Origin of the sequence: Mesorhizobium sp. M4A.F.Ca.ET.020.02.1.1 (assembly GCF_004022645.1) — a bacterium.
In the GTDB taxonomy this organism is placed as follows: domain Bacteria; phylum Pseudomonadota; class Alphaproteobacteria; order Rhizobiales; family Rhizobiaceae; genus Mesorhizobium.
In genome coordinates this window covers 1-14951 of record NZ_RZOI01000070.1, presented here as the reverse complement: position 1 = coordinate 14951, position 14951 = coordinate 1, and the positions used below count along the sequence as shown (strand labels likewise).

The 14951-nt window shown below is 64.8% G+C and carries 16 protein-coding genes; 4 read left to right on the top strand and 12 right to left on the bottom strand.

The window, feature by feature from the left end:
* Positions 1–155 precede the first annotated feature (155 nt).
* On the bottom strand, positions 156–722 hold the full coding sequence (locus tag EN742_RS07680; RefSeq protein WP_128332617.1) for an XRE family transcriptional regulator: 567 nt from the start codon (positions 720–722) through the stop codon (positions 156–158).
* A 153-nt stretch (positions 723–875) separates the two neighbouring features.
* Between EN742_RS07680 and EN742_RS07675 the strand changes: the two genes are divergently transcribed.
* Positions 876–2705, top strand: coding sequence for an ATP-binding protein (locus tag EN742_RS07675; protein WP_126059045.1), 1830 nt, complete (start codon positions 876–878; stop codon positions 2703–2705).
* A 181-nt stretch (positions 2706–2886) separates the two neighbouring features.
* On the opposite strand, the gene EN742_RS07670 is transcribed toward EN742_RS07675, so the two are convergent.
* Together EN742_RS07670 and miaA are read right to left on the bottom strand one after the other, a co-directional pair.
* Positions 2887–3678, bottom strand: coding sequence for a GGDEF domain-containing protein (locus tag EN742_RS07670; protein ID WP_126053965.1), 792 nt, complete (start codon positions 3676–3678; stop codon positions 2887–2889).
* Between the two features lie 127 nt (positions 3679–3805).
* Positions 3806–4747 carry a tRNA (adenosine(37)-N6)-dimethylallyltransferase MiaA gene (gene miaA / locus EN742_RS07665; RefSeq protein WP_126059044.1) on the bottom strand — a complete coding sequence of 314 codons (942 nt, stop codon included), beginning with the start codon at positions 4745–4747 and terminating at the stop codon, positions 3806–3808.
* Between miaA and serB the strand changes: the two genes are divergently transcribed.
* Together serB and EN742_RS07655 are read left to right on the top strand one after the other, a co-directional pair.
* Entirely contained in the window at positions 4737–5624 is an 888-nt protein-coding gene (gene serB, locus EN742_RS07660; RefSeq protein ID WP_127407553.1) for a phosphoserine phosphatase SerB, read from the top strand. The two genes, miaA and serB, sit on opposite strands and share 11 nt — an antisense overlap.
* Positions 5621–6193 (top strand): GNAT family N-acetyltransferase, encoded by a 573-nt coding sequence (locus EN742_RS07655; RefSeq protein ID WP_127423216.1) that lies wholly within the window; start codon positions 5621–5623, stop codon positions 6191–6193. The genes serB and EN742_RS07655 overlap by 4 nt, the downstream gene beginning before the upstream one ends.
* Positions 6194–6239: 46 nt before the next feature.
* Here the strand turns inward: EN742_RS07655 and EN742_RS07650 are convergent, their stop codons facing one another.
* The 6 genes from EN742_RS07650 to EN742_RS07625 form a co-directional block, all read right to left on the bottom strand.
* The gene (locus EN742_RS07650; protein WP_126053962.1) at positions 6240–7754 is read right to left on the bottom strand and encodes a DegQ family serine endoprotease; all 1515 of its coding nucleotides are present in this window, start codon (positions 7752–7754) and stop codon (positions 6240–6242) included.
* A gap of 143 nt (positions 7755–7897) precedes the next feature.
* Positions 7898–8083, bottom strand: coding sequence for a DUF2065 domain-containing protein (locus EN742_RS07645; RefSeq protein ID WP_126053961.1), 186 nt, complete (start codon positions 8081–8083; stop codon positions 7898–7900).
* 6 nt (positions 8084–8089) lie between these two features.
* Positions 8090–9031 carry a protease modulator HflC gene (locus EN742_RS07640; RefSeq protein WP_126053960.1) on the bottom strand — a complete coding sequence of 314 codons (942 nt, stop codon included), beginning with the start codon at positions 9029–9031 and terminating at the stop codon, positions 8090–8092.
* Positions 9031–10146, bottom strand: a complete 1116-nt coding sequence (gene hflK, locus EN742_RS07635) for an FtsH protease activity modulator HflK (RefSeq protein ID WP_126053959.1) — start codon at positions 10144–10146, stop codon at positions 9031–9033. Before hflK ends, EN742_RS07640 begins: the two co-directional genes overlap by 1 nt.
* Before the next feature lie 169 nt (positions 10147–10315).
* On the bottom strand, positions 10316–10834 hold the full coding sequence (locus EN742_RS07630; RefSeq protein WP_126053958.1) for a dihydrofolate reductase: 519 nt from the start codon (positions 10832–10834) through the stop codon (positions 10316–10318).
* Entirely contained in the window at positions 10834–11862 is a 1029-nt protein-coding gene (locus EN742_RS07625) for a DUF4424 domain-containing protein (RefSeq protein WP_128332616.1), read from the bottom strand. Before EN742_RS07625 ends, EN742_RS07630 begins: the two co-directional genes overlap by 1 nt.
* 255 nt (positions 11863–12117) lie before the next feature.
* Here EN742_RS07625 and cobF point away from each other — a divergent pair, with 255 nt between their 5' ends.
* Positions 12118–12891: a precorrin-6A synthase (deacetylating) gene (cobF, locus tag EN742_RS07620; protein WP_127406063.1), complete on the top strand. Its 774-nt coding sequence runs from the start codon at positions 12118–12120 to the stop codon at positions 12889–12891.
* Between the two features lie 24 nt (positions 12892–12915).
* On the opposite strand, the gene EN742_RS07615 is transcribed toward cobF, so the two are convergent.
* From EN742_RS07615 to modB, 3 genes are all read right to left on the bottom strand, one after another.
* Entirely contained in the window at positions 12916–13257 is a 342-nt protein-coding gene (locus tag EN742_RS07615) for a winged helix-turn-helix domain-containing protein (RefSeq protein WP_126053955.1), read from the bottom strand.
* A gap of 79 nt (positions 13258–13336) precedes the next feature.
* Positions 13337–14449, bottom strand: coding sequence for a molybdenum ABC transporter ATP-binding protein (gene modC / locus EN742_RS07610; RefSeq protein ID WP_127406062.1), 1113 nt, complete (start codon positions 14447–14449; stop codon positions 13337–13339).
* A partial coding sequence (modB, locus tag EN742_RS07605) for a molybdate ABC transporter permease subunit (RefSeq protein ID WP_128332615.1) occupies positions 14446–14951 on the bottom strand: 506 nt, incomplete at its 5' end. The genes modB and modC, both read right to left, overlap by 4 nt.

Genomic DNA, 14951 nt, shown 5'->3' with positions numbered 1-14951 from the left:
GCATGACGTCGCGGCTGGGCGCCTTCCAGGCTTTGGCGTGGGCGGCCTGCCAGGCAAGGAAAATGTAGGCGTCGCCCTGGCCCCAGGGCGGGCCGTCATAGTCGTCGAGCGGCGGCCCGCCATTGTGCGAGCGTCGGGGACGTCGCGCCATGCCGTCAGCCCCTGACCAGCGCGACCAGATAGTCGGCGGCGTCCGGACCCGGGGAATGGAAGGTGCAGTCGGACGGCGCGCCGAGCGCCAGGCAGTCGCCGGCCCGAAGACTGTGCACGACTTCACCCTCGGTGAAGTCGAGCCGTCCGCCGATCAGCCAGATCTGCTGCTTGATGAAGGCGTAAGACGCCGCAGGAAAGCTGACGCTGGCGCCCGCCGGCAAGCGCACCTTGACCAGTTCGAGCGGCATGTCCGACGCCGGCGAGAGGTGCCGCCTGAGATAGCCGGTGGCCGGATCGCGCCACACCGGCTGCTCGCCTTCGCGCAGCAGGCCGCCGCCCTTGAGTTCCGCCCTGGCAATGAGCGTCGACAGCGTCATGCCGAAGGCCGCGGCGATGCGCACCAGCAGCGCCGCGGTCGGGCTGGTCTTGCCCTGCTCTATGGTGCTGAGCATTGCCTTCGACACATCGGAGCGCTCCGCCAGCTGCGCCAGCGACCAGCCCCGCAAGGTCCGTTCCGAGTGTATCCTGTTGCCAAGGCTGGATGAAATGTCGTTCGCTATATAATTCATTCGTTCAATATATCGAATGAAGACATGGAATGAAAGAGCGCGCTTGATCGAATCTTAGCGGTCGGCTTAACGCCGCCTACACCATCCGACCTCACCCCGGCTTAACCTCATCTGTGTAGGCTGAACGCCGAGGGAATGGGGATCATGCCATTTATGTTTGTCGAACGCGAAGTCTCCGTTGGAGAAGCGACCTCGCAGGAGCGCCGCAACAGGGAACAGAACGACAAGCGCATTCTCGGCAATGTCGTGCAATGCGACGGCGCGCGGGCCACCATCAGCGCCTATGCCGACGATGTCGAAGGCACGGTCACCGGTCTATGGACCGTCGGCAAGATGATCTCGATCAACCTCGGCTCGACGCGAACCGTCGGCCTCGTCTATGAAATCGGCAAGTCGGACCGCGCCTGGAGCAATGAGGGCCAGAACCCGATCGAGGTCAGCATCGAGTTGATCGGCGAAGTGCGTGACGGCGCCGAGCCGGGCGCTAAGCCGGTCTTCGATCGCGGCATCACCACCTACCCACATATCGGCGCCATTGCGCATCGCATCCGCAGCCGCGACTTGCAGGCCGTCTACGACCTCGCCGGCCGGCATTCGATCACCATTGGCACGCTGTCACAGGACGAGGCGATCGACGCCAACATCGCCATCGACGATGTCCTGGCGCGCCACTTTGCCATCGTCGGCACCACCGGCGTCGGCAAATCCACCGCCGTGTCGCTGCTTTTGCGCAAATCGATCGAGGCCCGGCCGGATCTGCGCATCCTCATCCTCGACCCGCACAACGAGTTCGCCGCCTCGTTGCCCGAATATTGCGTCAGGGTCGATTCCAAGACGCTGGACCTGCCTTTCTGGATGTTCAGGCTGGAAGAGTTCGCCGAGGTGCTGTTTCGCGGGCGCGAGACGGAGCCCGAGGAAGTCGATGTGCTGCGCGATCTCATCCCCGCCGCCAAGAACCTCTATCGCAACCCGGGTTCCGGCACCTATCTGAGGCGCGGCAGCGACGCGCTGACGGCCGATACGCCGGTGCCCTACCGCATCGCCGATCTCATCAAGCAGATCGACGAGCGCATGGGCATGCTCGAAAGCAAGAACGACCGCCCGACGTTGAAATCTCTAAAGACGCGCATCGAATCGGCGGCGTCCGATCCCCGCTACCGATTCATGTTCAACTCGCGCCTGATCGAGGACACGATCCACGAGACGATCGGCAACATCTTCCGCGTGCCGAACCATGGCCGTCCGGTAACCTGCTTCGAGATGGCCGGCATGCCCTCCGAAGTGGTCAATTCCGTCTGCTCGGTGCTGGCGCGCCTGGCTTTCGACCTGGCTCTGTGGAGCGAGGGCCGGCTGCGGCTGCTGCTGCTGTGCGAGGAAGCCCATCGCTACATGCCGGCCGATCCGCGCCTCGGCTTCGCGCCGACCCGGCACGCGCTGTCGCGCATCGCCAAGGAGGGCCGCAAATACGGCTGCTATCTCGGCGTCGTCACCCAGCGTCCGGGCGAGCTCGACCCGACCATCCTGTCGCAGTGCTCGACCTTCTTCGCCATGCGGCTGGCCAATGAGCAGGACCAGGCGATCATCCGTTCGGCGATCGCCGATTCCTCGGCCTCGACGCTGGCCTTCCTGTCCTCTATGGGCCAGCGTGAAGCCATCGCCTTCGGCGAGGGCGTGGCGACGACCATGCGATTGAAGTTCGAGAAACTGGCGCAGGAGCTCATTCCCGGCACGGGCACGCGCGAAAAGGCGGTACCGTCCGAAACCGGCGAAGACGTCGATCTCGCCGCGATCGTCGAGCGGCTGCGCAACGTGCCGAAGCCGCAGCAGCAGATGGCCTTCGCCGAGGTCGTCGATACGGCCCGCCAGGCTGGCGACCCGGACTACCGCAAGCCTGCCGCCCCGCGCATGCAGCCGGACGAGGACTTCGACACGCGCTACGGCCTCAAGCCCGCAACCTTCGGCATGCGCCCGCAGAACGATTGATGTCTGGGAAAATTCCAAAGCACCGAGCGGGCCTGGGTAAATTCCGTCAGAAAATTCGTCAGGCTGAGTCGGATGGTGTCGTTTTCGAGAACCGGAGCGGAGCGGACATTTAGTCCGTGAGCACCGGAAGCGCAGAAAAACGGCATCAGCCGGCCAGCATCACGAATTTGATGATGGGATTTTAGGCGCAGACGCGGTTGCGTCCCTGCCTCTTCGCCTCATAGAGCTGGCGGTCGGCGCGGCGATAGAAGTCCTCGGCCGTTTCCTTGCGATCCCAGACGGCAAGACCGACGCTGGTGGTGATCTTCAGACGCACATTGCCCGACAGCACCGACATGTTGGCGATCGCTTTGCGGATACGTTCGGCGAATTTGGCCAGCAGTTCGGCGTCCATGTTCGGTGTCACCACGGCGAACTCCTCGCCGCCGAGCCGCGCCACCACGTCGTGGTAGCGTGTCATGCCCTTCAGGCAGCCGGCGACTGCCCTCAGCACCTCGTCGCCGACATCGTGGCCATGCGTGTCGTTGACCTGCTTGAAATGGTCGAGATCGAGGATCATCAGCCCGACCGGCTTTTCGATGCGGCGAAACTCCTCGAGATACTCCTTCAGTGCGTCGTCGAAATAGCGCCGGTTCTGCATGCCGGTCAGCCCGTCGGTCAGCGCCGCGTGCTCCAGCGTTTCCGAACGCGCGCTGAGCGAGACCGTCATGGCGCGCAACTTGCCTTCTTCCGTCGCCTGCCTGCGGATCAGCGGGTAGATGAAGAACACGCCGAAGAACAGCGCGGTTGCGAGCAGCACGCCGGTCGCGAACAGCAGTCTATTGAGATACTTGATCTTTTCGATGCGGGAAGCCGCGTCCATGTCAGTGGCGATGGCTTGCAGGAAACCATAGGCGTGCAGCGTCACCAGGCCGGCAGCCAGGATCACGAAAATAAAGACGAAAAAAGCGGATTCCGCCTTATGGAAACGCATCTGCTGCCCGTGGAAACATCCCAAGGACCTTATGCCATGCAGGGCCTTACGGACGGTTAACCCGGACAACCTGAGCGAGAATATCAGGTTTTTGATTTAGTTTTGTGATTGCATTAGTGGCCGGAGATCAAATCGCAGGCATCGCGTCGCCGGCAGAATGGAGGCGCCGCCACTCCGGGCCCAGTTGATGGCGGAACCAGGTGGCCTGGCGCTTGGCATATTGCCGCGTCGCGATCTTGGCGCGCTCGATCGCTTCGGCGAAGCCCATCTGTCCTGCCATCGCCGCCTGCAATTCGCGGACGCCGATCGCCTTCATCGCCGGCAGGTCCGGATCGAGGCCGAGCGCCATAAGCTGCTTGACCTCTTCCAGCGCGCCCTTGTCGAGCATGCTGTCGAACCGCGCCTCGATCCGGCCGACCAGCTCCGCGCGGTCCGGCTCGATCACCAGGAAGCGCGCGCTGTCGCGGTCGATCAGCGGCTGGCCGCGCGCCGCCTGCCATTCGGCTATGGAACGGCCCGAGGCGTCGAGCACCTCCAGCGCCCGCACGATCCGCTGGCCGTCGGTCGGCCTGAGCTGCATGCCGACCGCCGAATCCTCGCGCATAAGGATGCGGTGCAGCCGGTCGGCGCCTTGCTCCTTGAGCTCGTGCCGCCAGCGGTCGCGGATCGCCGGCGGAATGTCGGGCATGTCCGAAATCCCTTCGGCCAGCGCACGAAAATAGAGCCCGGTGCCGCCGACGAAAATCACCGGCCGTCCGGCGAGCAGGCCGTCGTCGATCAGCTTCGTGACGTTGCGCAGCCAGGCGCCGGTGGAGTAGGCGACCGACGGATGGACATGGCCGTAGAGAAAATGCGGCGCGCGGGCGAGATCGGCGGCACCCGGCCGCGCCGTCAGCACGTCGAGCACGGAATAGCCTTGCATCGAATCGGTGTTGACGATGACGCCGCCCTCGCGCTCGGCGAGTTCCAGCGCAAGCGCCGACTTGCCGCTGGCGGTCGGCCCGGCTATCAGGATCGCGTTCTTCACACGGCCCTCGCCCGCCTGCCCGGAAGTCTCGATGCCGCTGATCGCCACGCTTGTGTCCCATCCCGAAGGCCGCGCTGTCTCGGCCACGCTTGCGAATATGGCCTCACGGTCGGTCGGCGCAAGCGCTGTTCGCTGGCTGGCCGAGGACATTGCCTGCGATCTCGTCCTGCCGGAGAAGGCCGACGCAGGCGAAGCGGCCGCCGCCCTGCGCGCCGCGCTCGCCTCGCACCCGGTCGACGTGATCGTCCAGCCGACTGAGGGCCGGCGCAAGAAGATCCTCATCGCCGACATGGATTCGACGATGATCGACCAGGAATGCATTGACGAACTGGCCGACGAGATCGGCGTCAAGGACCGTGTCGCGGCGATCACCGCGCGCTCGATGAACGGCGAGATCGCCTTCGAGCCGGCCCTGCGCGAGCGCGTGGCTCTGTTGAACGGCCTCGATACCGCCGTGGTCGACCGTCTGATCGAGAACCGGCTGACGCTGGCATCCGGCGGCCTCGCGCTTGTGCGTACCATGCGGGGCAACGGCGCCTGGACGGCACTTGTGTCAGGCGGCTTCAATGTCTTCACCAGCCGCATCGCGGCGATGCTTGGCTTCCAGGAGAACCGCGCCAACCGCCTGATCGAAGAGCACGGCCGTTTCACCGGGCTGGTCGCCGAGCCAATTCTCGGCCGCGCCGCCAAGGCGGAGGCGTTGCTTGAAATCTCTGCCCGCCTCGGCCTCACACCGGCCGACGCGCTTGCCGTCGGCGACGGCGCCAACGACCTCGACATGATCCGCCTTGCCGGCACCGGCGTTGCCCTGCATGCCAAGCCTTCGGTGGCGGCGGAGGCCAAGGTCCGCATCGACCATGGCGATCTGACGGCGCTGCTCTATCTCCAGGGCTATCGCCAGGAGGAGTTTGCCGGATGAAACCGATGCGCACCGAGCGCCTGATCCTGCGCAACTGGGAGGACCGTGATCGCGAGCTCTTCCATCGCATCAATTTTGACGAGCAGGTGATGGAATTCTTTCCGTTCCGCCGCGACCGCGCCGAGACGGATGCCAAAATGGATGAATTTCGCGGCTGGATCGCCGAGGATGGCTTTGGCTTTGCCGCCGCCGAGATCGCCGCGACGGGCGAATGCATCGGCTTTGTTGGCCTCTTAGAGACCGATCACGTGCCGTCCATGCCTTCCGACACAATCGAGATCGGCTGGCGTCTGGCGCCGGAATTCTGGGGCAAGGGCTATGTCACGGAGGCCTCCGAAGCCTGGCTCGCCTTTGGCTTCGAAACGCTCGACCGCGATGAAATCGTCTCCTTCGCCGTCGCCGCCAACCGCCGCTCGACGGCCGTCATGGAACGCCTCGGCATGAGCCCCGACCCGGCTCGCGATTTCGACCACCCCTCGATCCCCGATAGCCACCCGCATCTCAAGCGGCATGTCCTCTACGCTCTGTCGCGCAAGGACTGGCAGGCAAGAAAAAGGGCGGCTCGTTAGCCGCCCTTTTCATATTGAAATCAGATTGTTGCAGGCCTTACCGGACTCAATCCATCCGGATCGTGACAAACCGCAACTCACCGGTCTTCGACGCCAACATCAACAGCGCGTTCTTGCGCCCCTGCTCCTTCAAAGCGCCGATCCGGTCCATGACATCCTTCGGCGTGGCGACCGATTCCTGGGCGATCTCGGTGATCACCTCGCCGGGCTGGATGCCACGCTCTGCCGCGGCCGAATCCTTGGTGACGTCGGTGATGACGACGCCGGAGACGTCGGCAGCGATGCCGAACTTGGTCCGCGTTTCGTCATTGAGCTCGCCGATAGTCATGCCGAGCACGGCGGCCGTAGACACCGCGGGCGCTTTGTCGCCATTGTCCTCGTCGGTGTTGCCATCTTCGCCGCTCGCCAGCTTCTCGCCGTCCTCGAGCCGGCCGAGCGTCACCTTCACCGTCTGCTCGACGCCCTTGCGCACGATGACCACGTCCACTGCCTTGCCGACCGGGCTTTCCGCGACGACGCGCGGCAGGTCGCGCATCTCGTGGATGTCCTTGCCGTCGAACTTGATGATGACGTCGCCGGCCAGGATCGTGCCGTTGTCGACCGGTCCGCCCTTGATGACGCCGGCCACCAGCGCGCCCTTTGCGGTCGCCATGCCGAGGCTTTCGGCAATGTCGTCGGTGACCGGCTGGATGCGCACGCCGAGCCAGCCGCGCCGCGTTTCGCCGAACTGTCGAAGCTGTTCGACGACGCCCGAGGCAAGCTGCGAGGGAATGGAGAAGCCGATGCCGATCGAGCCGCCCGACGGCGAGATGATCGCCGTGTTGATGCCGATGACCTCGCCCAGGCTGTTGAACAGCGGACCCCCGGAATTGCCGCGGTTGATCGCGGCATCGGTCTGGATGAAGTCGTCATAGGGGCCGGAATTGATGTCGCGGTTGCGTGCCGAGACGATGCCGACCGTCACCGTGCCGCCGAGGCCGAACGGATTGCCGATCGCCATCACCCAGTCGCCGACGCGCATCTTGGTGGAATCGCCGAACTTCACCGCCGTCAGCTTGTGGCCCTTCGGATCGACCTTCAGCACGGCGACGTCGGTCTTGGTGTCGGTGCCGACCAGTGTCGCTTTCAGCGTCACGCCGTCCGAGAAGTTCACCTCGATGTCGTCGGCGTCGGCGATGACGTGGTTGTTGGTCACCACGATGCCTTGCTCGGCATCGATGACGAAGCCGGAGCCCAGCGACTGCACCTTCTGGCCGCCGCCGCCCTTGTCGCCGCCGCGGTTCTTGAAGAAGTCGTCGAAGAAGTCCTGGAACGGCGAGCCCTCGGGCAATTGCGGCATCGGCACCGCGCCGGGTCCCTCTGTGCCCTTTACCGTCTGCGAGGTCGAGATGTTGACGACGGCACCCAGCAGCCCCTGGGCAAGGTCGGCGACCGAAGCCGGTCCGTCGGCGGCGACGGTCGGTGTGACGGTGGACGGGACAACGAGGGTGCCGACGAGCAGCGCCGCTGCGCCGGCGACAAGCGTCCGCCTGGCCACGCGCAGAAGGGTGTTGGATGTCATCGAGGGCCTCCCGGTGTTTCTGAAAGAAAGCGCTTCCGCAAAAACGCCGCGTTGCGTCATGTTGGCAAGAAATACGGCACGTTTGCGGCTGTGGCTATCGGCAGAGGATAAATCGTCCGTTACGCCGGCACCAAGAAATTTCGTCAGCCGCGCACCAGCCAGACGATGCCGACACCGATGGCGATCGCCGCCAGTCCGGCGATGCGCAGCGCCGTCTCCGGCATCGACAGGACTTCGGTGGCGAGTTTCTTGGCGAGGCCAGGAAATCCGCCATAGACCAGGCCCTCGACGACGAGGACCAGGCCTATTGCCGCGAGAAAGTCCTGCACCGGACGCTACTGGCCGGTGCCGGGTTGCGCAGGCGGCGTTGCCGGCGCCGTTGGCTTTGCCGGTGTCTCCGTGCTGTTCGGGTCGCGGAAATAGCGGAAGAACTCGGATTCCGGCGACAGCACCATGGTCGTTCCGGTGTTGTCCAGCGCCGTACCGTAGGCGTTCATCGAGCGGTAGAACTCGAAGAAGGCCGGGTCGCGCTGATAGGCGGAGGCGAAGGTTGCGCTGCGCTGGGCTTCGCCCTCACCGCGCAGGATTTCCGATTCCTTCTGCGCCTCGGCGACGATTTCGACCACCTCGCGGTCGGCGCGGGCCTTGATGCGCTGCGCCGCCTCGTTGCCGCGGGCCCTCAACCGCTCGGCCTCGGCGAGACGCTCGGCCTTCATGCGGTCGAAGGTCTGCTGCGAAACCTCGGCCGTGAGATCGGTCCTGCGAATGCGCACATCCTCGATCTCGAGGCCGAGCGAGGTGGCGTCGGGCCTGAGCTGGTCGCGCACCTCGCGCATCATCACGGCGCGTTCCTCGGAGAGCGCGGCCTCGAAGTCGCGTAGACCGTAGACACGGCGCAGCGCCGCATCGAGACGTGTCCTCAGCCGCTGCTCGGCAAGCTCGATGCTGCCGGACACCGCCGCACGGAACACGCGCGGGTTAGAGATGCGGTAGGCGATGAAGGCATCGACCTCGTAGAACTTGCCGCCCGACACCTGGACACGGATGTTGTCGAGGTCGAAGCGCAGCACGCGGTTTTCGATCAGCTGCACGCTGTCGGCATCGAAGAAGGCGAAAGGCGCTTTGAAATAAATGCCAGGCTCGGTCTTAACGTCGACGATCTCGCCGAACCTCAGCACCAGCGCCTGCTGGCGCGCGTTGACCACGAACACCGAGGAATAGATCAGGAACAGGATGACCGCCGCGACGACGGCGACGATGGGGAGACGGTTGGCCATCACTGGTTTCCTCCCGTCGTGGCGCCAAAGGTGGCCGGCGCCGGCGCTTTCTGCTGCAGTGCCGGCAGCGGCAGGTAGGGAACGACCCCTTGCCCATTGCCCTGCTCGACGATCACCTTGTTCGAGTCCTTCAGCACCCTCTCCATCGTTTCCAGATAAAGCCGCTTGCGCGTCACCTCGGGCGCCTTGGCATATTCGTCATAGACCGAGATGAAGCGCTGCGCCTCACCCTCGGCCTCCTGCACGACGCGGTTCTTGTAGGCTGCCGCGTCCTCGCGGATCTGCGCCGCCGCGCCGCGCGCTTGGCCGAGTTTCTGGTTGGAATACTGGTTGGCCTGCTCGACGAACTTGTCCTCGTCCTGCTCGGCGCGCTGCACCTCGTCGAAGGCGTCGGCCACCTCGCGCGGTGGCGCCGCGTCCTCGATCGAGACCGCGTTGACGTTGAGGCCGGCCTTGTAGCCGTCCAGCGTCGTCTGGATGATCTCGCGCACCGAGGCGGCAATGCCCTGGCGATCGTCACGGAAGATGTCCTGCGCCGGCCGCCGGCCGACGGCCTCACGCATGGCGCTTTCGGCGACCTGCCTCAGCATGCCGTCAGGATCCGACACGTCGAACAGATAGGCTTTCGGGTCGGAGACCTGGTAGGCGACCGAGAATTGCACGTTGACGATGTTCTGATCGCCCGAGAGCATCAGTCCGGAACTGTTGCTGCCGCTCGCGCCGCCGCCGATATCGACCAGCTGCTCGGCAATGTTGGCGGTCTCGACGGTCTCGACCGGCCACCAGTGGAAATGCAGGCCGGGCTGCGACAGCTCGGCCTTCGGCTTGCCGAAGCGCAGTTCGACCGCAACCTCGTCGGGCTGCACGGTGTAGACCGCCTTGAACGCCCACAGCACGACCAGCGCAGCCGCGATCAGCCCGAATACGGCGGGGCTGGCGCCACCGCCGCCCGGCAGGGCGCGGCGCAATCTGTCCTGGCCGCGGCGGATGATGTCTTCCAGATCGGGCGGTGAGCCCTGCGGGCCGCTCGGGCCCTTGGGCCCCTGCCCCCAGGGACCCTGATTGCCGCCGCCGCCCCATGGGCCGCCGCCACCGCTCTTGTCGTTCCAGGGCATGAATGTCCTTTCGCTTGGAATTCCCTCGGCGCCGGCCTGACAGCGCAATATCCAATGTCATCCTTCTATAGGGTCGCCACGGCACGCTTTCAACGCGATCTGCCGGCCAGCCATCCGTTTTGGACCGGTAGCGACCCTTTATCGTCTTCAAGAAGCGACGCAGTCGTCTTCAGTTTGCGCCGCCACGGCGCTCGTAGACCGTATAGCGGGTCGCGTGGCTGTCCTTTTCGCCGGCCGGAAAGTCCTCGGCGCTGGCGACGCGCCACTGGTCCGTGTCGATCGGCGGAAAATGCGCATCGCCCTCGACACTTGCGAGCACATGGGTGACATGCAGCCGGTCGGCCAGCGGCAATGCCTGGGCATAGATTTCGCCGCCGCCGACAACGCAGATCTCGTCGGCGCCGGCCATGCAGCGCCCGCGCACATTGGCAAGCGCGATGGCCTCCTTGAGCGAATGCGCGATTTCGATTCCTTCGGCCCGCCAGGCCTTGTCGCGCGTCACCACGATGTTGAGCCGGCCCGGCAGCGGCCGGCCAATGCCCTCATAGGTCTTGCGACCCATGATGATCGGCTTGCCCATCGTGTCGGCCTTGAAGCGCTTGAGATCGGTGGAAAGCCGCCACGGCAGGCCGCCATCGCGCCCAATCACGCCGTTGTCGGCGATGGCGACGTAGATTGCGATATCCATTAGCCACCGTTCCCGCTGTCGCCGCCACTCGTGTCGTCCGACGGCTCGAGCAGCAATATGTCGATGTCGTGCTCAGGATAGAAGTCCTTCGCTGTCATCTCGAAGGTCGTCGGTCCGACCTTCCGCACATTGTCGCCGCAGAAGGAGACCAGGTTCTTCGGGCTGCCCTTGTCGACGGTCAGCTTGAAATCGCCGATACTGCCCGATGCCCAGTTGCCGCCCGTGGTCAGGATATAGGCGATCCTGCTTTCGAAATATTGCGGGTAGCCGTCGGGATTGTCCTTGGCCGCCTTGCGCACGGCGTTCTCGAAGCCGTCGTCCATGCAATAGCGGGTCTTATAGGTCGCATACTGGCCCTGGAACTGGCCATCATAGAAAAAGCTGACCGACGAGGTTCCGCCGACGCTCGGCCTGTAGCGGTGCGAGACATGCACGGCCTTGTTGGCTCGGAAGGTCGAGCGCCACCAGTAGGTCGAACGCAATTGCCAGAACGGGGCGTAGACGGTCTTCATCCCCGAGCCGTCGTCGGCCCTATCCTCGATGATGATGCCACGGTTCTCCCAATCCTCGGCGACCTCCTTGGGAAGGTTCGCCAGCGCCGCCTTGGCCGCGTCGCCGAACGGATAGAGCGGCACGGTCTGCGCCTTGAGATCGGCGCTGATGTCGATACCCAGCGCAAAGGCTCTCTGCTCCAGTTGCGGCTTTGCATCGACGCCGTCGATAGTCACCTCGAAGCCGAGGAAATTGTCGCTCTGCGCCTCGGGGATCGCCGGCATCTCGTTCGGGTCGCCTTCGATGTCGGGCATCGGGAAGGCAACGATGGCGTCGACATCCTTGTCGGTGTTGTTGCGGAAGACATAGTCGACCGTCACCTTTTCTTGCGAGATGAAGAGGTCCTCGCTCTCCATGGCGACGGCATCGCTGCGCGACAGGATCAGCCCGCCGGTTCCAAGCTCGGCAATCGAATCGTTGGCGAACGCCGGCGCGGCCGACAAAGCCAGCGCTGCGGTCAGGATGGGGCGGAACATGGATCCCCCGCTCGACGGCAGGGCCGGCCCCAACCGGATGCGCGTCCACATCTAGAGCAATTCCAGGAAAAGTGTGTAGCGGTTTTCCGTCCGGAATTGCGTAAGACAAATAGCTAGAGCAGTTCAGCGTTTCCACCAAACGATGAACTGCTCTAGCCGTTTCAATGTGGCGTTTCAAAGCCCCTTCAACGCTCGTGTTGCCGCTTGCCCCATGCTGTCTGGACACCGGCGCCCCGATCGGGCAGGAGAGCGCCCATGCGCAAGCTTCTGGTCATCGGCATCGGCGCCGGCAATCCCGAACATATGACGGTCCAGGCCATCAGCGGCCTGAACCGGGCGGACGTCCTGTTTATTCCCGACAAGGGCGCGAAAAAGAACGATCTCGCCGAATTGCGCCGGCAAATCTGCGACCGCTTCGTCACCAACCCGAAATCGCGTCGGGTGGAATTCGACGTGCCGGTGCGGGCCGAACCCTCCCCTTCCTACCGCGCCACGGTCGACGACTGGCACGAGGCGATCGCCGAAATTTATGAAGGCCTGATCCGCGACGAGCTTGCGGAAGACGGCTGCGGCGCGTTCCTGATCTGGGGCGACCCCTCGCTCTACGACAGCGCGCTGCGCATCCTCGAGCGGGTGCGTCGGCGTGGCAACGTCGATTTCGCGCTCGAGGTCATTCCCGGCATCACCGCCGTCCAGGCGCTGGCCGCCAGCCACAAGATGGCACTGAATCGTATCGGCGACCCCGTGCTGATCACCACCGGCCGCCGCCTGACTGAGGAGGGCATGCCCGAGAATGCCGGCAGCACGGTCGTCATGCTCGACGGAAAATGCGCCTTCAACACGCTGGCCGACGAGAATCTCGTCATCCACTGGGGCGCCTATCTCGGCACGTCGGACGAGATCGCCATCTCCGGCCGCCTTGGCGATGTCGGCGCGGAGATCGAAAGAGTGCGCGAGGAAGCCCGGCAAAGGAAGGGCTGGATCATGGACACCTATCTGCTGCGCAAACCCGGCGAGCCCGAGGAATAGGGACCACTCGGAACGGGGCGGCACTCAACCGGCATCGATTTCCGCCTGCAAGGCCTCCATGTGCTGCGCCGCCGCGGATGTCGCCGCCCGCTCTATGGCCCGGAAGCGGCTGACGACCGCCAGGCCGACCGCGGTCAGTTGGGCGCCGCCGCCCTTTTTGCCGCCGGTCTGCGCCGATACCAGCGGCTTGCCGAACACCCGGTTCATGTCCTCGACCAGGTCCCAGGCGTGCTTGTAGGACATCTCCATGCCGCGCGCCGCGGCGGATATCGAGCCGAAGGCAGCGATCTGCTCCAGAAGCTCGATCTTGCCCGGCCCGATACGCCCGTCGGGATCGAGGTTTATCCGCAAGCTCAGCGACGGCATCTTTGTCCTCCGCGATCAGACTAGCACCCTCGACGGCTCTATCGCTATTCCAAACCAACATAGCGACATTGTCCTTTCGTCACCCATCGGCTTCGGATGGCAGCCCTGGCCCCGTCGTCGCGCTGTCGAAGCTCACCGTCTTGATCACCGCAAAGACCTTGCGGCCGAGCGCGAGCCGAAGCGTGTGCTTCGACTGTTCGGTGATGCGCGCCAGAACCGTCACGCCATTGCATTCGATGGCGATCTCCACCGTCGGTCCGACACCCGGCCTCACCGCCGTGATTGTCCCCGCCAGTATGTTGAGCGCGCTGAGACCCGCCGGCTGCTCGGTCGCGATCATGACGTCGCGGGCGCGGATGCGCAGCCGCACCGGCGCACCGGCCGGCCGCGCCAGGCGTGGCACGCGGATTTCGCCCGCCGGCGAGTCGAGCACGGTCATTCCGAAGCTCTCCTCATGGCGCAGCACCTTGGTGTCCAGCACCGCGCCGCCCTCGCCGCGCTCTTCCGCCGGCAAAAGGTCGAGCCGCTGCATGATCGCTCCGGTCGGACCGGCGGCCGCGACCTTGCCTTGCGCCAGCACCACCACGTCGCTCGCCAGCCGCGCCACTTCGGCGACGGAATGGCTGACATAGACGATAGGGATATTCGTCTCGTCGCGCAGCCGCTCGACATAGGGCAGGATCTCCGCCTTGCGCGCCTCGTCGAGCGAGGCCATCGGTTCATCCATCAGCAGCAGTTTCGGGCTGGCGAGCAGCGCCCGGCCGATGGCCACGCGCTGTTTCTCGCCGCCCGAGAGCTTAGCCGGCCGCCGGTCGAGCAGATGCCCGATGCCGAGCAGATCGACCACGCCATCGATGTCGGCATAGCGCTCGGACGCCGGCGTGAACCATCGGCCATAGCGCAGATTGCCTGCGACGCTCAAATGCGGAAAGAGCCGCGCGTCCTGGAACACGATGCCGATGCGCCGCTTGTGCATCGGCACGAAGGCGCCGGTCTCGGTGTCGACCAGCACGCGCCCATCGACAGCGATCCGCCCCTTCTCCGGTCGGATCAGCCCGGCGATCAAATTGATCAGCGTCGACTTGCCGGAGCCCGAAGGACCGAACAGAGCCGTCAGGCGGCCAGCGCTTTCGAAACTGGCGTCGATCGCGAAATCGCCGAGGCGGTGGCCGATGTCGACGAGCAGCGTCATTCGATATCCATCCGCCGGCCGACGCGCCGGGCCAGCATCTCAGACGCCACCAGTGCGGCCATCGAGATGACGATCGAGATCAGCGTCAGCCTGAGCGCGCCGTCATCGCCGCCCGGCACCTGCGTGAAGGTATAGATCGCCGACGGCAGCGTCTGCGTCTCGTTGGGGATATTGGAGACGAAGGTGATTGTGGCGCCGAACTCGCCCATAGCCTTGGCGAAGGACAGGATCGAGCCGGCGATCAGGCCGGGCAGGATCAATGGCAAGGTGATGGTGGCAAACACCCAGAGTGGATTGGCGCCGAGCGAGCCGGCCGCCGCCTCCATCTTGCGGTCGACCGCCTCGATCGACAGCCGGATCGCCCGCACCATCAGCGGAAAGCCCATCACGCCGCAGGCAAGTGCTGCACCCGTCCAGCGGAAGGAAAAGACGATGCCGAAATGCTCGGCCAGGAACGCGCCGGCGGGCCCGCGCTTGCCAAAGGTCAGCAGCAGCAGGTAGC